19 protein-coding genes are annotated in these 22,013 nt (G+C 72.1%); 7 read left to right on the top strand and 12 right to left on the bottom strand.

The genetic code is table 11. The annotated features are described in order from the left end of the window. Nucleotides 1-31 precede the first annotated feature (31 nt). From AC0IY0_RS14640 to blaOXA, 5 genes are all read left to right on the top strand, one after another. Nucleotides 32-1,138: a DUF3616 domain-containing protein gene (locus tag AC0IY0_RS14640; RefSeq protein WP_471764261.1), complete on the top strand. Its 1,107-nt coding sequence runs from the start codon at nucleotides 32-34 to the stop codon at nucleotides 1,136-1,138. Between the two features lie 177 nt (nucleotides 1,139-1,315). Further along, the gene (locus AC0IY0_RS14635; RefSeq protein WP_147910612.1) at nucleotides 1,316-3,358 is read left to right on the top strand and encodes a protein meaA; all 2,043 of its coding nucleotides are present in this window, start codon (nucleotides 1,316-1,318) and stop codon (nucleotides 3,356-3,358) included. A 70-nt stretch (nucleotides 3,359-3,428) separates the two neighbouring features. Further along, on the top strand, nucleotides 3,429-4,466 hold the full coding sequence (locus AC0IY0_RS14630) for an MraY family glycosyltransferase (RefSeq protein WP_471764259.1): 1,038 nt from the start codon (nucleotides 3,429-3,431) through the stop codon (nucleotides 4,464-4,466). Further along, on the top strand, nucleotides 4,463-5,398 hold the full coding sequence (locus tag AC0IY0_RS14625; protein WP_147939420.1) for an NAD-dependent epimerase/dehydratase family protein: 936 nt from the start codon (nucleotides 4,463-4,465) through the stop codon (nucleotides 5,396-5,398). Before AC0IY0_RS14630 ends, AC0IY0_RS14625 begins: the two co-directional genes overlap by 4 nt. A gap of 59 nt (nucleotides 5,399-5,457) precedes the next feature. After that, complete coding sequence (blaOXA, locus tag AC0IY0_RS14620) at nucleotides 5,458-6,264, top strand: class D beta-lactamase (RefSeq protein ID WP_471764326.1); 807 nt, start codon at nucleotides 5,458-5,460, stop codon at nucleotides 6,262-6,264. A 51-nt stretch (nucleotides 6,265-6,315) separates the two neighbouring features. Here blaOXA and AC0IY0_RS14615 read toward each other — a convergent pair whose 3' ends face one another. The 8 genes from AC0IY0_RS14615 to AC0IY0_RS14580 form a co-directional block, all read right to left on the bottom strand. Beyond that, nucleotides 6,316-8,316, bottom strand: a complete 2,001-nt coding sequence (locus AC0IY0_RS14615) for an SDR family NAD(P)-dependent oxidoreductase (protein WP_147910759.1) — start codon at nucleotides 8,314-8,316, stop codon at nucleotides 6,316-6,318. Between the two features lie 109 nt (nucleotides 8,317-8,425). After that, nucleotides 8,426-8,584, bottom strand: a complete 159-nt coding sequence (locus tag AC0IY0_RS14610; RefSeq protein WP_187193597.1) for a hypothetical protein — start codon at nucleotides 8,582-8,584, stop codon at nucleotides 8,426-8,428. 91 nt (nucleotides 8,585-8,675) lie between these two features. Beyond that, a complete protein-coding gene (locus AC0IY0_RS14605; RefSeq protein ID WP_147910760.1) occupies nucleotides 8,676-9,527 on the bottom strand; it encodes a DUF1206 domain-containing protein in 852 nt (283 codons plus the stop codon). Between the two features lie 144 nt (nucleotides 9,528-9,671). After that, complete coding sequence (locus AC0IY0_RS14600) at nucleotides 9,672-10,013, bottom strand: hypothetical protein (RefSeq protein ID WP_147910761.1); 342 nt, start codon at nucleotides 10,011-10,013, stop codon at nucleotides 9,672-9,674. Nucleotides 10,014-10,075: 62 nt separating this feature from the next. Then, the gene (locus tag AC0IY0_RS14595) at nucleotides 10,076-10,639 is read right to left on the bottom strand and encodes a Uma2 family endonuclease (protein ID WP_147939422.1); all 564 of its coding nucleotides are present in this window, start codon (nucleotides 10,637-10,639) and stop codon (nucleotides 10,076-10,078) included. Between the two features lie 61 nt (nucleotides 10,640-10,700). Continuing rightward, entirely contained in the window at nucleotides 10,701-10,916 is a 216-nt protein-coding gene (locus AC0IY0_RS14590; RefSeq protein ID WP_471764256.1) for a hypothetical protein, read from the bottom strand. Nucleotides 10,917-11,065: 149 nt separating this feature from the next. Then, the gene (locus AC0IY0_RS14585; protein WP_471764254.1) at nucleotides 11,066-12,286 is read right to left on the bottom strand and encodes a peptidoglycan DD-metalloendopeptidase family protein; all 1,221 of its coding nucleotides are present in this window, start codon (nucleotides 12,284-12,286) and stop codon (nucleotides 11,066-11,068) included. A gap of 77 nt (nucleotides 12,287-12,363) precedes the next feature. Beyond that, nucleotides 12,364-12,831 (bottom strand): peroxiredoxin, encoded by a 468-nt coding sequence (locus tag AC0IY0_RS14580; protein WP_471764253.1) that lies wholly within the window; start codon nucleotides 12,829-12,831, stop codon nucleotides 12,364-12,366. Between the two features lie 175 nt (nucleotides 12,832-13,006). On the opposite strand from AC0IY0_RS14580, the gene AC0IY0_RS14575 reads away from it, so the two are divergent. After that, on the top strand, nucleotides 13,007-16,507 hold the full coding sequence (locus AC0IY0_RS14575) for a hypothetical protein (protein WP_471764251.1): 3,501 nt from the start codon (nucleotides 13,007-13,009) through the stop codon (nucleotides 16,505-16,507). Nucleotides 16,508-16,635: 128 nt separating this feature from the next. On the opposite strand, the gene AC0IY0_RS14570 is transcribed toward AC0IY0_RS14575, so the two are convergent. Then, complete coding sequence (locus AC0IY0_RS14570) at nucleotides 16,636-17,409, bottom strand: ferredoxin--NADP reductase (RefSeq protein ID WP_147910481.1); 774 nt, start codon at nucleotides 17,407-17,409, stop codon at nucleotides 16,636-16,638. A 241-nt stretch (nucleotides 17,410-17,650) separates the two neighbouring features. Then, nucleotides 17,651-18,601 carry a ring-cleaving dioxygenase gene (locus tag AC0IY0_RS14565; protein WP_471764250.1) on the bottom strand — a complete coding sequence of 317 codons (951 nt, stop codon included), beginning with the start codon at nucleotides 18,599-18,601 and terminating at the stop codon, nucleotides 17,651-17,653. 131 nt (nucleotides 18,602-18,732) lie between these two features. Here AC0IY0_RS14565 and AC0IY0_RS14560 point away from each other — a divergent pair, with 131 nt between their 5' ends. After that, a complete protein-coding gene (locus AC0IY0_RS14560) occupies nucleotides 18,733-19,053 on the top strand; it encodes a HigA family addiction module antitoxin (protein ID WP_147856867.1) in 321 nt (106 codons plus the stop codon). A 3-nt stretch (nucleotides 19,054-19,056) separates the two neighbouring features. Here AC0IY0_RS14560 and AC0IY0_RS14555 read toward each other — a convergent pair whose 3' ends face one another. Both AC0IY0_RS14555 and AC0IY0_RS14550 read right to left on the bottom strand, forming a co-directional pair. After that, nucleotides 19,057-20,349 carry a M16 family metallopeptidase gene (locus AC0IY0_RS14555; RefSeq protein WP_471764248.1) on the bottom strand — a complete coding sequence of 431 codons (1,293 nt, stop codon included), beginning with the start codon at nucleotides 20,347-20,349 and terminating at the stop codon, nucleotides 19,057-19,059. A 108-nt stretch (nucleotides 20,350-20,457) separates the two neighbouring features. Next, nucleotides 20,458-21,867, bottom strand: a complete 1,410-nt coding sequence (locus tag AC0IY0_RS14550) for a M16 family metallopeptidase (protein WP_147910485.1) — start codon at nucleotides 21,865-21,867, stop codon at nucleotides 20,458-20,460. Nucleotides 21,868-22,013: the final 146 nt, after the last annotated feature.

The following is a 22,013-nucleotide window of genomic DNA, read 5'->3' as shown; positions in this document are numbered from 1 at the left end:
TCGAGACTCCGCTCCGGGGATGTGCCGCGCCATGCTCAACGTCAGCGCCATCCTCGGCCGCCCGGCCGAGACGGGTCTGCTCCGGATCGCGCTCGCCTGCGGGCTCGCGGCGCTGCCGGTGACAGTCTCGGCAAAGGATCAGTCCAAGCCGTGGAAGGTCAGCGGCAAGCTCCTCGGCGAGCCCGACCCAAAACATCCCGCCGAGGCGGAGCGGAGCGAGAAGGCCCGGGATGTGAGCGGCATCGCCTGCGCCACCGATACCGGCTTCCCGCGGATCTGCCTCGTGGCCGACGACGAGTCGCAGGGCGCCCAGGTGGCGATCCTGCGGGACGGCAGCCTCGTGGCCGGACGCTTCATCCGGCTGATCGACGCCACCCGAAACGGCAAGCCGCTGGAACTCGACGCCGAGGGCGTGGCCTATGCGGACGGCGCCTTCTACGTCATCGGCTCGCATGGCCGCCCCCGGCGCGAGCACGGCCAGGACGCCGAGGGCGACGCGCGGGCCGAGGCGACCCGGCACCTGTTCCGCATCCGCCTCGATCCCAACGCCGTGGACCCGGAGACCGGCCAGCTTCGCGCCGAGCCCGAGATCGCCGGCACGGCGGCGCTGGCGCGGATCATCGCCGACATCCCGGCGCTGGCCCCCTTCCACGACCGGGCCCTGGAGGAGGGCGGCGTCACCATTGAGGGCGTGGCGGTGCGGGGCGGCCGGCTCCATGCCGGCCTGCGCGGCCCCGTGCTGGCGGATGGCGGCGCTGCGGTCGTGTCGGTGCCCCTCGCCGGCCTGTTCGACGGCAAGCCGGCCGCCGGGACCCTCGCCACGGTGGCGCTGGGCCCGGACAGCCGCGGGCAGAAGCGGGGCGTGCGCGACCTCGTGGCCGTGCCGGACGGCTTCCTGATCCTGGCGGGGCCGATGCACGACCCGGAGGGCGGGGCGGTCGCGGCCGGCGACTACACGGTGTTCGCGTGGGACGGCACGGGCGCGCCGCGCAAGCGCCTCGACCTGCCCGGCTACCCGGACCGGGAGAAGCCGGAGGCACTGCTGCCCCTCGACGCCACCGCGGACGGGCAGCGGGTGCTGGTGTTCTTCGACGGCCCGAAGGAGGGCGCCCCGCGCGCGCTCATGCTGCCACGCTGATCGGCCGGGCCCTTCAAATCCGGCTGCCGGCCCGCACAAGTTTTTTAAAGTCTTTCCGAGCCCTCCCGGGCCGTCTTGCCCGTCTGTCACGGATGACGCGCTCGGCTGCCTTCGCTACGGTGCGGCCAAGACTGCGCCCCGCGCGCGGATAGTGAACAAGACCACAGGGAGGCCACGATGGGCGCGAGCGTCGCGGAGACCAAGGGCGACACGTCGAGCCGCGACAAGCCCTGGATCATCCGCACCTATGCCGGGCACTCGACCGCGGCGGAGTCGAACAAGCTCTACCGGGGCAACCTCGCCAAGGGCCAGACCGGCCTGTCGGTGGCCTTCGACCTGCCGACCCAGACCGGCTACGACCCGGACCACGAGCTATCGCGCGGCGAGGTCGGCAAGGTCGGCGTCTCGATCGCGCATCTCGGCGACATGCGGGCCCTGTTCCAGGACATCCCGCTCGCCCAGATGAACACCTCGATGACCATCAACGCCACGGCTCCGTGGCTGCTGGCGCTCTACCTGGCGGTGGCCGAGGAGCAGGGCGCCCCGCTGGACGCGCTCCAGGGCACGACCCAGAACGACATCATCAAGGAGTACCTGTCGCGCGGGACCTACGTGTTCCCGCCCGCGCCCTCGCTCCGGCTCACCAAGGACGTGATCCTGTTCACGACCAAGAACGTGCCGAAGTGGAACCCGATGAACGTCTGCTCCTACCACCTGCAGGAGGCGGGGGCGACGCCGGTCCAGGAGCTGTCCTACGCGCTGGCCATCGCGATCGCGGTGCTCGACACGGTGCGAGACGACCCGGAATTCGACGAAAAGAGCTTCTCCGACGTGTTCGGCCGGATCTCGTTCTTCGTGAATGCCGGGCTGCGGTTCGTCACCGAGATCTGCAAGATGCGGGCGTTCGCCGAGCTCTGGGACGAGATCGCCCAGGAGCGCTACGGCATCGACGACCCGAAGAAGCGCATTTTTCGCTACGGGGTCCAGGTCAACAGCCTCGGGCTGACGGAACAGCAGCCGGAAAACAACGTCCACCGCATCCTGATCGAGATGCTGGCCGTGACGCTCTCGAAGCGCGCCCGCGCCCGGGCCGTGCAGCTGCCGGCCTGGAACGAGGCGCTCGGCCTGCCACGGCCCTGGGACCAGCAATGGTCCATGCGCATGCAGCAGATCCTGGCCTTCGAGACCGACCTGCTCGAATACGAAGACATCTTCGACGGCAGCCACGTGATCGAGGCCAAGGTCGAGGCGCTGAAGGTGCAGACCCGGGCCGAGCTGGAGCGGATCGGCGGCATCGGCGGCGCGGTCGCCGCGGTGGAGACCGGCGCCCTGAAGCGCGCCCTGGTCGAGTCGAACGCCAAGCGGATCTCGGCGATCGAGGCCGGCGAGCAGATCGTCGTCGGCGTGAACAAGTGGCAGCAGGGCGAGCCCTCGCCGCTCACCGCCGGGGAGGGCGCGATCTTCTCCGTGTCCGAGACGGTGGAGATGGAGGCGCAGGGGCGCATCCGCGACTGGCGGGGCAAGCGCGACGCCCAGGCGGTCGGCCGGGCGCTCGACGCCCTGGAGCAGGCCGCGCGCTCCGGCGCCAACATCATGCCGGTCTCGATCGAGGCCGCGAAGGCGGGGGTCACCACGGGCGAGTGGGGCGAGCGCCTGCGCCAGGTGTTCGGCGAGTACCGGGCACCCACCGGGGTCAGCCCCGAGACCGTCTCCTCCGGGGCGGCCGACGAGGCCAAGCTCCTGATCGCCGATCTCGGGGAGCGCCTGGGCGAGACCCCGCGGCTGGTGGTCGGCAAGCCCGGCCTCGACGGCCACTCGAACGGCGCCGAGCAGATCGCGCTGCGCGCCCGGGACGTCGGCTTCGACGTCACCTACGACGGCATCCGGCAGACCCCGGCCGAGATCGTCGCGAAGGCCAAGGAGACCGGCGCCCACGTGGTCGGGCTGTCGATCCTGTCGGGCAGCCACGTGCCGCTGGTGCGCGAGGTCCGCGCCCAGATGCGCGAGGCGGGGCTGGACCACATCCCGGTGGTGGTCGGCGGCATCATCTCGCCCGAGGACGAGCTGGTCCTGAAGAACATGGGCGTGCGCGCGGTCTACACGCCCAAGGACTACGCCATCGACGCGATCATGATCGGCTTGGCCAAGGTGGTGAACAAGAGCCTGGACCGTGCGTCGGGCCCGGCGGAACCGCCGCGGGAGGGCGCGCAGGTTTATTGAGGCGCATCCCGACCGGGAGGCGGGCTGGCGCGCCTTCCCGGGCACGCCCCGGATCGCGTAGGACGGCGCGATGCCGTCCGCGCTCGACACGATCCTCCTCCTCGCCGTCCCGCTCGCGGCCGCCCTGTCGGCCGGGTTGATCCTGCGGTTGCGGCCGGTGCTGCAGCGCTACGCCCTGGCGCGGCCGAACGCGCGGTCGAGCCACACCGTGCCGACGCCGCAGGGGGGCGGGATCGCCGTGGTGACCGCGCTCGTGACGATCTCGGGGCTGCTGATCGCGGCGCCGGAGATCGGCGGCCGGCCGGACTGGGTCCGGCTCGCGAGCGGCACCCTGGTCCTGGCGCTGCTCGGCGCCGTGGACGACCTGCGGCCATTGCCGGCCGGCCTGCGGCTCGCCGTTCAGGCGGGCGTGGTCGGCGTGCTGGTCTGGCACCTCGACGGCCGTCTGCTGCCCGGGGCGCCCCTGTGGCTCGAGCGCGGCCTCGCGCTGCTGGGCGGGATCTGGTTCGTCAACCTGACGAACTTCATGGACGGGCTCGACTGGATGACGGTGGCCGAGATCGTCCCGGTCTCGGGCGCGCTGCTGCTGCTCGGGCTCGCCGGATACCTGCCGGCGCTGCCGGCGCTGGTGGCGGCCTGCCTGCTCGGGTCGATGCTGGGCTTCGCGCCGTTCAACCGGCCGGTGGCAAGTCTCTTCCTCGGGGATGTCGGCTCGCTGCCGGTCGGGCTCGTCACCGCCTGGCTGCTGTGCCAGCTCGCCCTGGCGGGGGGGCTCGCCGCGGCGCTGCTGCTGCCGCTCGCCTACCTCGCCGATGCCAGCCTGACGCTCGCCGCCCGGGTGGCCCGTCGCGAGCGGGTCTGGGAGGCGCATCGCGGCCATCATTACCAGCGCGCCACCGATCACGGCCTGACCGTCCCCGGCGTCGTGGCGCGGCTGTTCGGGGTCAACCTCGTACTGGCCGGGCTCGCCGCCGCGACCTTGCTTTGGCCGTCCTGGCCGGTCACGCTCGGAGCGCTCGCGGCTGGGCTCGCCCTGGTCGCGGCCCTGCTCCGCCGCTTCGCCCGCGCCCCCGCGCCGGCTCCAGCCGAAGGTGCCGCACGCCCGTGACCGGATTGATCGCGCTCACCGGGGCCACCGGCTTCATCGGCCGCCACCTGCTCGCCGACCTCACCGCCCGCGGCTACCGGGTCCGGGTGCTGCTGCGCCGGCCGACCGCGCTGCCGGAGGGCGCCGCGAGCGCGGTGGTCGGCGACCTGACCCGCCCGATCAACATGGCGGCGGCGCTCGCAGGCGTCGACGCGGTGGTGCACTCGGCGGGCCTCGCCCACGCCAACCTCACCACGTCCCTGTCGGGGGCCCCCGAGGACGATTACCGGACGCTCAACACCGAGGCGACGCGCAAGCTCGCGGAGGCGGCGTCCCGCGCGCGGGTGCGCCGGTTCGTGTTCCTGTCCTCGATCCGCGCGCAGGTCGGCGCCAGCGCGCCCGGCGTGGTCGGGGAGGGCGATGAGCCCCGGCCCACCGACGCCTACGGCCGCTCCAAGCTGGAGGCCGAGCGGGCGCTGGCCGAGACCGGGCTCGACTGGGTCGCGCTCCGCCCGGTCCTGGTCTACGGCACCGGCGTGAAGGGCAATATGGCCGCGCTGCTGCGGCTCGCCCGCAGCCCCTACCCCCTGCCGCTCGGCGGGCTGGCGGCGCGGCGCTCGCTGATCTCCCTGGAGAGCCTGTCGGGCGCCGTGGACGCGGTTTTGCGGGCGCCCGACACACTCCGCGCCGCGCTGATCGCCGCCGACCCGGACCCGTTGAGCTTGGCCGAGATGATCGCGGCGCTGCGCACCGGCCTCGGCCGCAAGCCCGGTCTGGTCCCGGTGCCGGCCGGGCTCCTCGGCCTCGCCTGCCGGCTGACCGGCCGGGAGGCTCTGTTCGCCCGCGTCGCGGAGGGCCTGGAAGCCCGCGCCGACGGCCTCGCGGCGCTGGGATGGCGCCCGGCCGCGCCGACCCGGGACGGGCTGGCCCGGCTGGCGCGGGACGGGGGCTGAGCGCCGCCGGCAGCCTGCCCGAGCCCACGCCCTACGTCCTGACGAGGCGCACGATCGACATGCGGATTTCGGCAATTCTCGCCCTGGGCATTGTCGCGCTCGCCGGCCCGACGCATGCGAGTGACGTTGTCTGTACCGCGCTTGCCGATGCCACGGACGGTCGCATCCTGCTCCAGCGCGGCGATTGCAGCCGGCGGGTCACGCCGGCTTCGACGTTCAAGATCGCCATCAGTCTGATGGGCTTCGATGGCGGCTTCCTCGCGGACGTGCACGACCCGGCCCTCCCGTTCCGCGAGGGCGACACCGCCTGGAATCCGGCTTGGCGGAAGACCGTCGATCCCGAGAGCTGGATCCGCGATTCGGTGGTCTGGTACTCGCAGCGGATCACACGCGCCCTCGGCGCGGATCGGTTCCGAGCCTATGTGACCCGGTTCAGGTACGGCAATGCGGACGTGTCGGGCGATGCCGGCCAAGCGGACGGTTTGACGCGAGCGTGGCTGAGTTCATCCCTGGCGATCAGCCCGCTGGAGCAGGTCGCTTTCCTGAGCCGGCTCGTCCGGCATGACCTGCCCGTCTCAGACGCGGCTCTGGCGATGACCGAAACCCTTACCCGGATCGAGGCCCCCTCGGATGGCTGGGAGATCCACGGCAAAACCGGCACCGGGTTCCCGCGCAACCCGGACAGCTCCCTCGACGAAGCGCATGGCTATGGATGGTTCGTCGGCTGGGCACGCCGCGGTCCCCAGACCGTGGCCTTCGCGCGCCTCATCCAGGACGACCGGCGCGAGGCCGGGCCGGCCGGGATCCGTGCGCGCGTGGCGATGATCGCCGAGCTGCCCCAGCTCTTTACGGAGGTGGGGCGCTGATCGCGCGGCGGCCTGCCAGGACTTTCCGTCGTGTCGGAGCCGCCGGCCCGATCAGCCGATCGCAGCGCTCGCCGCACCCGCCATAGGCCCGGCCTCGACCGCCGCCCCGGCCGGGGCAGGATTCCGCCCGGCCGGCCGTTGTGCATGGCGTTCGCGGAAATGCGGCACCGCCGCCTCGAACACGGCTTCCGCGGCTTCCCGGTCGCCCGCCGCGACGGCCGCCCGCAGCTGCGCCACCCAGGCGTCGAGCCGGGCCCGGTCGGCGAAGACCGGGCGGGCCGCCATCACCCCGTCGATACCCGGCAGGGTGACCCGGGGCTCCTCCCGGGCGAACAGGATCTCGTTGAGGCGCTCGCCGGGCCGGGCGCCGGTATAGGCAATCTCGATCTCAGCCCCCGGCTCGAACCCGGCCAGCCGGATCATGCGCTCGGCGAGTTCGGCGATCCGGACCGGCTGGCCCATCTTGAGCACGTAGACCGCGGCGCGATCCGCCTCCGGGGCGGCACGGCCCTCGCCGTCCGCGTGCGAGGCGGCCGTCAGCACGAGGTCGCAGGCCTCGCGCACGGTCATGAAGTAGCGGACCATGTCGGGATCGGTGACCGTGACCGGCCCCCCGCGGGCGATCTGCGCCTTGAACACCGGCACCACCGAGCCGACGGAGCCGAGCACGTTGCCGAAGCGCACGGCGATCAGCCGCGTGGGGTGGCCTGGGCGGGCCGACTGCTCGGCGTCGAGCGCCTGGGCGACCATCTCGGCGAAGCGCTTGGTGACGCCGAGCTGCGACACCGGCTCGATCGCCTTGTCGGTGGAGACCATCACGAGGGCCCGGGCGCCGGCCGCCACCGCGGCGTCTGCGACGTTGATCGAGCCGAACACGTTGGTCTTGATGCCCTCCTGCCAGTCACGCTCCAGGTAGGGCACCTGCTTGAGCGCGGCGGCGTGGACCACGCACTCCGGCCGGAACGCCGCGATGACCTGATGGACCCGCTCCCGGTCGCGGATGTCGGCGAGGACGCCGGTCACCGTGGCCTGGGCGGACAGGATCGCCGGGTGGCTCAGGATGCCGTGCAGGGCCGGCTCCGAGGATTCGAGCACCAGCACCGCGGCGGCCCCGAAGGCCACGGCCCGCAGGCAGATCTCGGAGCCGATCGAACCGCCGCCGCCCGTCACCACCACCCGGCGGCCGGCCAGGAACGTCTCCAGCCGCGGCCGGTCGATCGCCACGGTGGGGCGCAGGAGCAGGTCCTCGATCTCGAGCGGCGCCAGCTCGGGACCCTGCGCGCCCTCGCCGAGCCCGACCACCCGGGCGAGCGGAAGGCCGAGCCGTCGGGCGCGGGCGATGAGGTCGTCGGGGGCGGCCTCCGGCACGAGGGCGCTCGGGGCCGCCACCAGCCGCCGCACCGGCTCGCCGCCCGCCGCGAGGTCGGCGACCACGCGCTCGAGGTCCGAGAAGCCGCCGAGCACCGGAACGCCGCGCATGAACTGCCCGGTCTCGTCCGCCCGGGGCGACAGGATCCCCCGGGGCGCCAGCTTCTTCACCGAGCCCGCCTCGATGGCGCGGATCAGCACGTCGATGTCGGCGCCACGCCCGAGCAGCAGCGTCGGCACGGTGGCGGCCCGGGCGCTCGATTGCCGGGAGCGGCTGTCCTTCAGGTACCGGAACGCCAGGCGCGCGCCCCCGAGCAGAAAGATCTGCAGCACCCAGTACAAAAGGATCGCGATCTTGCCGAAGAAGTAGAACCCGTACAGGTCGGCCGAGACCAGGACCCAGTCGATCACCAGAAGGGCCAGCGCCAGGACGCTGGCGGCCCGGACGATCCCGGCGAGGTCCTGCAGCGAGGCGAAGCGCCACTTGGTCCGGTACAGCCGGAACCGGCCGTAGACCAGGCCGGCGAACAGGAGGAAGGGCGGCAGCAGGAGCGGCAGGGCGTGCAGGCGCTCGGCCAGCATGCCGCCCTGGAAGCGGAACAGGAAGGTGAGCACCACGGCGGCGGCGGTCGCCGCGAGGTCGTGGGCCACCATCACCGCGATCTTGTAGAAGCGCTGCTGCATCGGGGGCCGGATGGGGTGCCGCGCGGTATCCGCCGCGGCACCCGCCCTGTCAACGCGAGCGATCAGCGCGCAGCCGGCCGCCTCGAGGGCATCCGGCCGGCGAAACGGCCTACTTGACGATCGCGCCGGAGAAGCCGGTCTTGAAGTTCTTTTGGTAGGTCCGACCCTTGAGCGGGTAGATCTTGTCGACCAGCAGGATCCTGACGCGCTCGTTGAAATCCTCGGTCGTAACCGTTTGTGCTCGACCAGTAATAAGAGTCCGGGCCATTATCGCCTCCGCGTCGTCGCCCAGGGCACGGAATTGCGCGGAGGGTGAACTCTACATGGGGCACGGGCGACAATTTACAAAGACTTATCTTTCACGACAAAGCCCGGACTGCCGCCCCGGCCGCGTCGTCCACCCGGTCGATGTCGGGGGCGTCGATGTGCCGGTAGCGGGCCTGGATCAGCCCGAAGGCCCCGAAGGCGGCGTGGCCGGCCGCGACCAGGCCGAGCAGGATCCAGCCATAGGGCTGCGCGCGCAGCAGCGCGAAGGCTTCGGTCAGTCCCTTCGCGTCCGACGAGCGCTGGTGCCAGGCCGCCGCAACCAGGAAGCCGCCGATGATCAGGAAGGCGATGCCCCGGGCCGCGTAGCCGAAGCGGCCGACCGGGCCGGCCCAGCGCTCGCGGGCCTCGGCGTCGAGGGCGAGCCGGTCGGTGACGTCGCCCCGCCAGGCCTTGCCGAGGAACCCGAAGCCGCCGCCGATCACGCAGAGCCCGCCCAGGGCCACGAGCCAGCGGCCGAACGGCTTGGACAGGAGCCACGCGGTGCCGTCGTGCATGCCGTCGCCGCCGCTCATGCCAAGGCCGAGGCTGAGCGAGGCCGCGCTGACGGCGAGGCCGATATAGATCGCCGCGCTGACCAGGTGGGCGCCGCGCACCGCCAGCCCCTTGGCGGACGTGCCCCGCCGGTCGGCATCGGTCACGCCCTCGACGAAGCGCCAGAGCGCGAAGCCGGCAAGCCCCAGGGCGATCAGCCCGACGACCACCGCGCCGAACGGCCCGGCCAGCACCGCGCGCAGGGCATCCTTGCTGTCGCCGGCCCGGCCGCCCTGGCCGATCGCCGCGAGCAGCGCCAGGGCGCCGACCACGACGTAGACGGTCCCGCGGGCGCCGTAGCCGAAGCGGGCGATGCGCTCGATCGTGTTGCGGCCACCGGGGACGGGCCTCATGCGCGGCACCGGGCGAGTCGGGGTTCTAGATACGGCATGGGCGGGATCCGATGGCGTGGGACCGTTCAACGCCCGGATGCCCACGCGCGATCCGTTGCCGGCTCTACAGCAGGCGCCGGATCACAGGGCCGGTACGCGGCCGGATCACATCGGCGTCCGGTCCGCCCGGCCGGCCAGGGCGACGTAGAAGCCGAGCCCGTCCTGGGCCGGCAGGGTATGCAGGCGTTCGATCAGCCCGCGGCGCTTCGCGTCGAGGAGCAGGCGGCCCGCGGGCTGGAACAGGGTCTCGCCGCCGCCCTCCGGGGGCGGGTCCAGGCGGATCGCCACGGTCTTGCCCTTGGCGAAGCGGCTGCGCTCCAGCATGTCCTTGAGCGACGCCTCGGCGGTCGCCCGGTTGGTGCCGCGCAGGTCGAGCACCGATTCCGCATCCGTCACGCCGAGGGCGCCGCGTAGCTTGGCCGCGTAGAAATCTTCGAAGTGGGGCAAGTCGGTGCCTTGACGCTCTGCTGGGCCGGGGAAGCCGGCCGGTTGAGATCGGGTGCGGCCGCTCAGGATGCGAGACCGCGGTAGATGTCGGGCACGGGCACGGCGCCGTCCAGTTCCGGCAACGCGACGCTGCCGTCGGGACCCAGCGCCTGCACGCTCCAGTCGTCGCCCCGGCGCCGCCAGACCTCAACCCGGACCTCGTCGGAATAGACGATCAGCAGGACCTGCAGGCTCGGCACCGTCCGGTAGAAATCAATCTTGCGGCCCCGGTCCAGGCTCATGGTCGAGGGCGACAGCACCTCGGCGACGAGCAGCGGGTCTTCGGCGTACCCGTCCGGCAGCGATGGCCCGCAGCGCACGACCACGGCGGGGATCGGCACGAAGTCGTCCTGCACCGCACTGAGGATTCCGAGCCCCGGCATGGCGCGACAGCCCCGCGGCTCGGCGAGCGCATCCAGGCGTCCGGCCAAGTTCATGACGATGCGCTGGTGCCGCTCGCGCGGCGGCGCCATGAGCACGGGGTCGCCGTCGAGCAGCTCCCAGCGCTCCCCATCCGGGCGGCTCTCCGCCCAATGCCTGAACTCGGCAACATCCATGCGCGCTTCGCGCTTCGCGGCCAAAGCCATCGCCGCCCTCCGATCCAGGCGCGATGGTAGCACCCGCGGGCGCGGCCGCAACAGCGGTGGTTCAGAACGCCACGCGGGCGTAGACCTCGGACACCGGCAGGCCGCCACCGAGTTCCGGCAAGAGAATCGACGCGTCCGGCCCGGCGACCCGCATCGTCCAGCCGGCATCCCGGCGCCAGACCTCGATCCGGGCCTCGTCCCGAGAGACGACCAGCAGGGTCTGGAGGCTCGGGACGGTGGCGTAGAAGGCGCGCTTGCGGCCGCGGTCGTTGGTCATGGTGCCGGGCGCTCGGCGGCGCCATCAGCACGGGCCCGCCATCGCGCAGCTCCCAGCGCTCCTCGTCAGGGCGCGGCTCCACCCAGCGCCGGTATTCGGCAACGCGCATGTGCGCGACGCTCTCATGAATCGCAGAAGCCGGCGCCGGCTCAATCCGTCGGGCGCGCGGCCGCGAGGTCCGCGCCGGCCTCGAGGAAGCGCTGCGGATCGACCGGCTCGCCGTCGATCCGCGTCTCGTAGTGCAGGTGCGCCCCGGTGGAGCGCCCGGTCGAGCCGACCAGGCCAAGCACGTCCCCGGCGGCGACGCGCTGGCCGGGGCGCACGGCGATGCGGGCGAGGTGCCCGAACCGGGTGACCACGCCATGGCCGTGATCGATCTCGACCATGTTGCCGTAGCCGCCCGCGAATTCCGCGGCGCTGACCCGTCCGGGCGCGGTGGCGCGGGCGGGCTCGCCGTACTCGGCCTTGAGGTCGAGCCCGGTATGGAGCGCGAGGCCCCGGGTGAACGGATCGAGGCGGGTGCCGAACGGACTCGACACCGTGGGCTGGCCGCGTATCGGCCGGCCGAGCGGCAGCGTCGCGGCGAACTGGTGCAGGCGCACGCCGTCGTCGAGCGCCCGGCGGACGAGGGCCAACCGGGTGTCGAAGTGGGTGTCGAAGCCGGTCTCGAAGGCGATGCCGTCCAGGGCGCCGGCATCGAGGGGGACGAGCGGGCCGCCGGTGCCCGCCGCGCTGCGGTCGAAACGGTCGGGATCGAGGCCAATGCGGCCGATCAGTCCGCGAAGGCGCCGGACCGTGTCGCCGGCCCGCTCGACCAATTGGGCGAGGCGCGCGCCCTGGGCGGCCCGCACGCCGTCGAGCCGCGCTTCCAGGCGGATCAGCCCGGTCTCGGCGTCGAGGGCGCTCCGGCGGGGGAGGGCGGGGGACGGGAACCGGGCCGGCCCGCCGGCCTCGGCCGGGCGCAGGCGGAACTCGTCATCGCGCTTCGACGGCAGGGCGCCGGTGGTGAGCGGATCGGGGATCTGCGATCCGAGACCTTCCGAACCGAGACTTTGGGATCCGAGACTTTGGGATCCGAGATTTGCCAGGGCCGCCTGCCGGCGCTCCAGCTCGGCCTGACGCTCCAGCGCCGCCGCGACCCGCTCGGCCAGGCTGGATTCGGCCCCGGCCCGGTCACGGTGCGTGCGGTCGAGCCGGTCCTGCAGCTCGGCGAGCCGGGCCTCGTAGGCGTCCCGCATCGCCCCCTGGCGGGCCACGAAGCCGGCCAGCACGTCGTCGTGGAACACGACCAGGTAGGAGGCGCCGAGCGCCCACACGAAGGCGAGGGCGAGCCCGGCGGCGAGGATCTTCGGAAGCGGCGGGCGATGCATCGGGACGGCCCCGTGGGAGCCGCCATTCAGACCCGCTTAGGGTTAAGGATCCGTCGCGCCGCGCGCGCTCCGTCCGGTCAGGGCAGGGCCCGGGCGGCGTCCAGCACCGCCTCGGCATGGCCGGGCACCTTCACCTTCGGCCAGATCCGGGCGATGCGCCCCTCCCGGTCGACCAGCACGGTGGTGCGCTCCACGCCCATGTACTTGCGCCCGTACATGCTCTTCTCGACCCAGACCCCGTAGGCCTCCAGCACGCCCTTGTCCTCGTCGGAGGCGAGCGGGAAGGTAAGGCCGTACTTGCCGCAGAACTTGTCGTGGCTCTTCACCGGGTCCGGCGACAGGCCGATCACCTGCGCGTCGGCGCCCGTGAAGGCCGGCAGCAGGCCGTTGAAATCCTGCGCCTCCAAGGTGCAGCCGCTCGTATCGTCCTTCGGGTAGAAGTAGAGCACGATCTTGTGACCCCTGAGCGCCGACAGGGCGATCCGCCCTCCGCCGGAGGCGGGGAGGTCGAAATCGGGGGCCTGATCGCCTACTGATAGTGGCATCGTGCCTTCCTTTCGGCCGATTGATGGTGTGCAGTCCCGCCATGCGCGGCAGCACCATCAGGTTGCGTCGCGCCGCCCGAGCAAAACTCGGAGACGCGCCCGCTGTAAAGCGTGGCCGCGCTTCGATCCACCGGCCGCGGAGTTCCGCGCGCGAAGCCCCGGAACAAGGGTCCCGATGGCGGACGAGACGACCTTGGCAGGCAAGCCTCGGGGGACGGCGCGACGCTGGGGCGGGTTCTGCCTCGTCGGCGTGCTGACCCTGGTGCTGCTCGTCGGCGGCGGGATCGGGCTGGCGGCGCTGCGCCTGTCCAACGGCCCGCTGCAGATCGATGCCCTGTCCCGTCGGGTCGCAGCCGCGGTGGCCGAGCGGATCGGGCCGGGCTGGAGCATCGCCATCCGTGGCAGCAGCCTCGAACTCGACCGCGAGAACGCCCTGAGCCTGCGCTTCTCCGGCCTCGACATCCGCAACCCGCAGGGCGACTTGGTGGTGCGGGCGCCGCTCGCCGTGGTCAGCCTTGACCCCTGGGGCCTCCTGCACCTCAACCTGCAGCCGCGCTCGATCGAGTTCCGCGAGACCCAGACCACCGCCCTCGTGCACCGGGACGGCTCGATCGCGTTCGCGGCCTCCGAGGCCAACCACCCGGTCGACATCGAGCCGCACACGCCGCCGAGCGTGGACGACGCGCGCGGCAAGGTCTCGCCGATCTCGGCGACCCTGGCCTCGATCTTCGGGGTGGTGCTGGATTCCAGCGGCATCGTCGGCGCCCTCGACCGTGCCCGCCTGACCGATGCGCGCCTGCGGCTGATCGACGACGACGGCCGCGAGCGCGCGGTGTTCGCCCGGGTCAACGGACTGTTCGGGCGCGATCCCGTGAACGGAACCCGCAACTTCGAGTTGCGCCTGGACGGCCCCCACGGCGAGTGGCGCTTCGGCGGCTCCCTGCGCGAGGGCGGCGAGCCGCGGGATGGCAAGACGCGGGATGGGAAGACGCAGGATGGTACGCCGCAGGCGCGCTCCGGGGTGATCACCCTGGACGATCTGCCGGTGCCCGACCTGCTGCTGCTCACGGGCCAATCGAGCCTGCCGCTGACCACCGATCTCAAGCTCTCGGCCCGCGCCGACGTGAGCCTGACGGCCGGGCGGATCACGTCGATGAACGCCAAGGTCCATACCGGCGACGGCACCTTCCTGATCGAGGAGAAGGACTTCAACCCGGTCACGGTCGAGAGCCTGGACGCGACCCTGAACTGGGACGAGACCGGCCGGGTGATGTCGCTCACCGGCCTGGATTACCGGGGGGCCGGCAACGCGGTCCACCTGACCGGCGCCTGGACGGAGAGCCCGCCGGACGCCGCAACCGCCTGGACCGCGACGCTCGCGAGCCGCGACGCCGTCCTGCGCGGGGCGACCCCGCAGGACGCGCCGGTGAAGATCGACGCGATCGACGCGCAGCTCACCGGCCGCGACGGCGGCATCGCCATCGACGCGCTCAACGTGGCGGCCCCCGGCGTGCAGGGGGTGATCACCGGCACGATCGGCACCACCGCCGACGAGGGCGGCCTGACCCTGCGCATCCTCGGCCACGACGGCGAGGTCCGGACCGGGCTGCGGCTGTGGCCGGAGCATATCGCCCCGCCGGCCCGCACCTACCTGGTGGACCAGCTGCGGCGCGGCCGGATCAACGCCGTGGACATCCGCGTGAAGATGTCCGGCACCGTGCTGGCCGCTGCGACCCGGGGCGAGCCCGCCCCCGACGACGCGGTGCATATCGACTTCCGCGTCTCCGACGCGGCGCTGGACGTCACCGCCGACGCGCCGCCGGTGGTGAAGGGCAACGTCTCCGGGACCATCACCGGCCGTTCGACCACCGTGCGCAACGTGACCGCCGAGATCCACGGCCCGGACGGCCGCGGGCTCACGGTCACGGACGGCAGCTTCGTGATCCCGCAGATCACGCCGGACCGGGTCGTGGCGCAGATCGGCATGCGGCTCACCGGCGGGGCCGACGGCATGGCCTCGGTGCTCCAGGCGAAGCTGTTCAAGAGCCTGATGAGCGTCGATCTCGACCCGGCCACGATCAAGGGCAATGCCGACCTGCGCGTCGATTTCCCCCTCGACCTCAAGCACGTGCCCGACCTGCCGAGCCTGCCCGTGACCCTGTCCGGGACGCTCTCCGACCTCTCGGTCGACAAGGTGATGGGGAAGGATCGGCTGGAGGCGGGCAGGTTCACTCTGCTGTACGACCGCGGCGCCTTCACGCTGAAGGGCGACGGCCGGGTCGCGGGCGCCCCCATCTCGGTGGACATGCGCCAGCCCAAGGTCGGCCAGCCCGGCGAGGCGGTGGTCACAGTGGCCCTCGACGAGGCCTTGCGCGGCAAGAAGGGCCTGCCGACCGCACCGCAGCTGTCCGGCACCATCCCGGTCCGCGCCGTGGTGCCGATAGGCCGCCCGGGAACGGCCAAGCCGCCGATCCGGGTCGAGGCGGATCTCGCCAGGGCCGGCATCGACGGGTTGGTGCCCGGGCTGACCAAGCCGACGGGCAAGCCGGGCCGCCTCAGCTTCACGCTGGTGGATGCCGGCCAGACCTACGAGCTGCGCGACTTCGCCCTCGACGCCGCCCCGGCCTCCGCGCGCGGCAGCCTCACGATCAGCCCGGAGGGCGGCCTGGAGCGCGCCGACCTGACGAACGTCAAGCTGTCGCCGGGCGACGACCTGCGGGTGAGCCTCGACCGCACCGGCAACGGCTACAAGGTCGTGGTCCGCGGCGCGGTGGTCGATGCGCGCCCGTTCCTCAAGTCCCTGGGCGGCCCGGACGCCAAGAGCGGCAAGGAGGCGAAGGAGTCCAACCCGAAGGATGTCGATGCCGACATCCAGGTCCCGATCGTGGCGGGCTTCAACGACGAGGCGCTGACCAACGCCAACCTGCGGCTGTCGCTGCACGGCCGGACCCTGCGGGCGGCCAACATCACCGGGCGCTTCCGCGCGGCGGCGTTCGTCGCCAGCGTCGCCCGGGGCGAACGCGGCGTGCCGACGCTGGCGGTGGAGTCGGCCGATGCCGGCGCGACGTTGCGCTTCGTCGACGTCTACCGGCGGATGTATGGCGGGCGCCTCACCGCCGGGATCGGCCTCAACGACGGCCCGCAGGCCGGCGTGGTCCAGATCCGCGACTTCTCGCTCCGCAACGAGCCGGCCCTGTCGAGCATTATGGCACAGGGGCCGGAGCCCTCCGAGGCGGAGACGGTCCGCGGCCGCCGCATCGCCCCGGGCCGGGCGGCCGGCGACGTCACCTTCGACCGGATGCGGGCCAACTTCGTGCGCAGCGGCAGCCGGGTCGACTTCAGCGACGCGGCGATCTCGAACGCCGCGATGGGCTTCACCCTGTCGGGCTGGCTCGATACCGGCCGGGAGCGCACGGACATGACCGGCACCTTCGTGCCGCTCTACGGGCTCAACAACGTCGCCTCGCAGCTGCCTCTCCTCGGGCCGCTCCTCGGGGGCGGGCACAACGAGGGGCTGTTCGCCGTCAACTTCCGCGTCTCCGGCAAGCTCGCCTCGCCGGACGTGAGCGTGAACCCGCTCTCGGCGATCGCCCCGGGCTTCCTGCGCAAGCTGTTCAGCGCCGGCGGCGGCCCCTTCGCGGACGGCCTGCCACCGGTGCCGCAGGGGGAGCGGTGAGGCGTGGCCGCCGGCACGTCTTCGAGCAGCACCGTCCTTGCCGGCGGACGACTGTGAACGCGGTTGGGTCGGCATGAAAAAGCCCGGCGCGGCGGACCGCACCGGGCTGAACCCAAAGTCCCAAAGAACTACTTCTCGACGAAGGCCTTCTCGATCACGTAGTGGCCGCCCTCGCCGTGATTGCCTTCCTCGTAGCCGCCGTTGCTCAGCAGCTCGCGGGTGTCGCGGATCATGTCGGGGCTGCCGCAGAGCATGAAGCGATCGTTCTCCACCGACATCGCCGGCAGGCCGATATCGGCAAACAGCTTGCCCGAGACCATCAGGTCGGTGATCCGGCCGCGGTTGCGGAACGGCTCGCGGGTCACGGTGGGGTAGTAGATCAGCTGGTTCGAGATCATCTCGCCCAGGAACTCGTGCTTGGGCAGGGACTCGTTGATCGTCTCGCCGTAGGCCAGCTCTTGAACCTGACGGCAACCATGGACCAGCACGACTTTCTCGAACCGGTCGTAGGTCTCCGGGTCCTTGATGATCGACAGGAACGGCGCGAGCCCCGTGCCGGTGCCGAGCAGGTAGAGGTTGCGGCCCGGCAGCAGGTTGTCGAGCACCAGGGTGCCGGTGGGCTTCTTGCCGACGATGATCGGGTCGCCGACCTTGAGGTGCTGGAGCTTGGAGGTCAGCGGACCGTCCTGCACCTTGATCGAGAAGAACTCGAGCTCCTCCTCGTAGTTCGCCGAGACCACCGAGTAGGCGCGCAGCAGCGGCCGCCCCTCGACCTCGAGGCCGATCATGGTGAACTCGCCGTTGCGGAACCGGAACGCCGGATCCCGCGTGGTGCGGAACGAGAACAGGTTGTCGGTCCAGTGATGCACCGACAGAACGCGCTCCTCGTAGAACTTGCTCATCGACGGATCAGTCCTCGAATCCTCTGATGCTCGGCCCATGCCCCCGATGAATCAGGGCGCATGGGGTTCGGCGGGCGACCGCCGCCCCGCGGCTGCGGGGGCGACCCCCGGGAGCGATCTCGCCGGGATCCGGACGTCGAACCCCTGATCGGATGCTTCTTTCGCAGTTGCAGCACGCTCGTCAAGGCGCACCAGGATCACACCTGCCGGAGAAGTGAATCGCCTGGAATCGTTCGAATATTTAACCGGCGGTGACCGGCCGCAGCGGCTTCAGCCCCGCCTCGATCTCCGCGCGGCGCGGCTCCAGGAACGGCGGCAGGGCGAGGCGCGCGCCGAGACTCTCCAACGGCTCGTCGGCGGTGAAGCCCGGCCCGTCGGTGGCGATCTCGAACAGGATGCCGTTGGGCTCGCGGAAATACAGGCTGCGGAAATAGTAGCGGTCCACCGGCCCGCTGCTCGGCACCCGGGCGGCCTTCAGCCGGTCGGCCCAGGCCTGGTAATCCGCATCGGGGATGCGGAAGGCGACGTGGTGGACCGCGCCCGCACCCTGCTGCGCCGGCGGGGCGGCGTCGGCGAGGAGCTGAACCTCGGCGGCCGGGCCCCCCGACCCCATGGCGTAGACCTCGACCGGGCCGTCGCCGGTCTCGAAGCGCCGCGACAGGCGCATGCCGAGCAGATCGGTCAACACGGCAGCGGTGCGGGAAGGGGCCGGCACGGACAGCCGGATCGGGCCGAGGCCGCGGATCTGGTAGGCCGCCGGCACCGGGGAGGCGTCCCACGGGTGCTCCGGGCCGGTGCCGCCGTCATCGACCAGGGCGAGGCGCTGGCCCTCGGGATCCTCGAAATCCACGGTGAGGCGTCCGTCACGCAGCGCGGGCTCGGCCGCCACGGCACCGGCATCGCGCAGGCGCATGTGCCACCACGCCACCGCGCCCTCGCCCGGCACGCGCAGGTGGGTGCGGGTGATGCTGTTCGAACCGCGCCGCTCGGGGGGCGCCGGCCAGTCGAAGAACGTGATGTCGGTGCCCGGGCTCGCCAGGCCATCCGCGTAGAACAGGTGATAGGCCGAGACGTCGTCCTGGTTCACGGTCTTCTTCACCAGCCGTAGGCCGAGCGTGCCGGTGTAGAACGCCACGTTCTCCGCGGCGCGGGCGGTCACCGCGGTGAGGTGATGGATGCCGGTGAGTTGCATGGCTTTTCGTATGGGCCCCGCTTTGAGGCGCCTCAGGTGGGGTTCGGACGACGGCGTTGCGAGCGCAAAGCTGGATTGCAGTGGGCGTAAGGGGGTAGACTGCGATGCCCCACGCCTCTGGGAGACACCCGATGGCCGTCGCGTACGAGACCGACACCGTCCTGCCGCCGCTGCATCCCGGCGAGGTGCTGCGCGAGGACTTCCTGATTCCCCTTGGCCTGTCGGCCGGCACGGTGGCGCGGGCCTGCCGGGTCCCGCGGACCCGGATCGAACGGATCGCCGCCGAGCAGATCGGAGTCTCGACCGACACGGCGCTGCGTCTTAGCCGCTATTTCGGCACGAGCGCAGAGTTCTGGCTCAACCTCCAGCGTCAGTACGAGGTGGAGACGCTGAGCCTCAGCATCGGGCCGGAGATCGCGCGGATCGCGCCGCTCGCCCCCGCGGCGGCCTGAACCTCAGAGCCCCACCGGCCGGCCGGCGGCCACCACCAGCATCTTCCCGTCCGCAAAAGTCCGGGCGGCGGCGCGGCGGATGTCGGCCTGGGTCACGGCCGAGACCAGGGCGTTGCGGCGGGCGATGTAGTCCATACCCAATTCCTCGAAGGCGATCTGCACCAGTTGGTGGGCGATCTTGGTCGAGGTGTCGAAGCCCAGCGCGTAGGAGCCGGTGAGGTAGTCCTTGGCCTTCTGCAGCTCGTCGTCGTCAGGGCCATCCGTGATCAGCCGGCCGATCTCGTCGCCGATCACCGACAGCGCCTCGCCGACGCGCTCGTTCTTGGTGGCGGTGTAGCCCCAGGTCATCGCGGCCGAGCGGTGGCTGACCAGCGAGGTCCCCACCGAGTAGGCCAGGCCGCGCTTCTCGCGCACCTCCTGGAACAGGCGCGAGGTGAACGCGCCGCCGCCCAGGATGTGGTTCAGGACGTAGGCCGGGATGAAGTCCGGGTCGCGCCAGGGCACGCCGGCCATGCCGAAGCGGATCACCGATTGCGGCACGTCGAGGTCGACCACGATGCGCCGGCCGAGATCCTGCACCTCGGTCCGCGGCACCGCCTTCAGCGTCCCGGCTTCGGGCAGGGCCCCGAAGGCGCGGTTCAGGCCCTCGGCCAGCTGCTCGGCCCCGATGGCGCCCACCGCCGCGACCTTCACCCGGCCGCGCCCGATGATGCGGGCATGCATCTCCAGGAGGTCGTCCCGGGTGATGGTGGCGACGCTCTCGACCGTGCCCGAGGAGGGCCGGGCATAGGCGTGGCCGGCGAACGCCTCCTTGAAGAACCGGCGCGAGGCCAGCACGCCCGGGTCGTTCTGCTGGTAGCGCAGGCCGGCGATGACCTGGCCCCGGACGCGCTCGATCGCGTCCGGGTCGAGGCGCGGCTTGGCCAGCGCCAGGGCGAGGAGCGCGATGCCCTCGTCGGCGTGCTTGACCAGCATCTTGAGCGAGCCGCCGACCGCGTCGGGGCCGGCATGGAAGGACAATTCGATCGCCCGGGCGGCCAGCCGCTCCTGGAAGGCGTCGGAGGTGAGGTCGCCCGCGCCCTCGTCGAGGAGCCGGGCCAGCATCTGAGCGCAGCCGGCCTTGCCGGCGGGATCCTGGGCGGCACCGCCCTCGAACGTGAAGGCCAGCGCGATCATCGGCACCACGGGGGATTCGACGTGCCACGCCTCGATGCCCGCGGCGGTCGTCACCGGCAGGGCCGTGGTGGGCGAGCTGGCGGGGGCGGCGGTGTCGACCAAGTGCTCGGCGACGCTCATGGGAACCTCATTGTCTTATCGTGTCACGGGCGGAGGCGGAGCAAGCTCTCGTCCTGACGCAGGTCCCGGCGGCGCGAGAAAGAGCCCGCCGGGCCGCGCCCGAAGGAACTACTCCGCGGCCATCGCGACCGGGGCGTCGGGGTCCTGAGCCTTGGTCAGGTAGCCGGTGACCGAGCGGGCCGGGGTCAGCCAGCGCTCGGCGGCCAGCTTGAGGCGCTCCTGCGAGACCGCCTCGATGTCGGTCGGCCAGCGGCGGACCTCCTCGATGGTCTCGCCGATCGCCAGCGCGGAGCCGTAGATCCGGGCGAGCGAGGACTGGCTGTCGGAGGAGTAGACGGTCTCGGCGACCAGCCGGGTCTTGGCCCGCTCGATCGCCTCGGCGCCGAGCGCCTCCGCGGGGGCGCGGCGCAGGATCTTGTCCACGGCCTCCTCCAGCGCCTCCAGGGAGACGCCCTCGGCCGGCACCGCGTAGACGGAGAACCGGGTCTCGTCGATCGCCGAGCCCATGTACCAGGCGCCGGCATTCACCGCGAGGCCGGTCTCCATGACCAGCTTGCGGTAGAGGTAGGAGGTCGACCCGCCGCCCAGCACCTCGGCCAGCAGCTCGAGGTCGTGGCAGCCGCCGTCGCGGGCGGTGATGCAGGAGGGGGTCAGGTAGAGCCGCTGCAGGGTCGGCTGCTCGACCTTCGGGTCGGCGACCGCGACCCGCCGCAGGGCCTTGGGCTCGGGCTCGCGCGCCCGCAGGCGCTCGGGACGGGTGCCCTGGGGGGCGACGCGCCCGTAGGTCTCGTCCGCGAGCCTGCGGACCTCGTCCGGGGTCACGTCGCCGGCCACCACCAGGATCGCGTTCTCGGGGGTGTAGAAGCGCTTGTAATAGGCCAGCGCGTGCTCGCGATTCAGGCCCTCGATCTCGTGCATCCAGCCGATGATCGGGATCCCGTAGGGGTGGTGCACGAACAGCGAGGCGGCCATCGCCTCGGAGAGCTGGGCGGAGGGGTCGGTCTCGACCCGCATGCGCCGCTCCTCCAGAACCACGTCGCGCTCGGGGGCGACCACGGCGTCGTCGAGGACGAGGCCGCCCATGCGGTCGGCCTCGAACGCCATCATGGTGCCGAGATGGTCGCGGGCGACCCGCTGGAAATAGGCGGTGTAGTCGTAGCTGGTGAACGCGTTCTCCTGGCCGCCGAGGCCCGAGACCGCCTTCGAGAAGGCCCCCACCGGGTGCTTCTCGGTGCCCTTGAACATCAGGTGCTCGAGGAAGTGGGCGATGCCCGACTGGCCCAACGGATCATCGGCCGAGCCGTTGCGATACCAGATCATGTGGGTCGCGACGGGGGCCCGGTGATCGGGCACCACCACCACGTCGAGGCCGTTGTCGAGGGTGAAGGCCGTGACTTCGGGTCCGCCCGCCTCGGAGCGCCCGAACGGCGCGGCCTCGCCCCGGCCGGCGCTGCCGCCGTAGGGCGAGCCCGGACGCGGCGGGAAGAGGGTGGGCGTCGCCTTCCTGAACAGGTGCATTCCGCTTTCCTTTTGCCGGCCCCGTGCCGGCGACGCCCCTGACCGGAACGCCCGCGTGGATCGGGGCCGTCCTCGTCTCCGGCCGGCAAGAGCCGTACCGGGACAGACATGCCATGTTGCCATGCCGGGCCGCCGTTGCAACGGCG

It is taken from the genome of Methylobacterium sp. AC315 (assembly GCF_979253755.1).
This window is presented reverse-complemented; position numbering and strand designations above follow the sequence as displayed.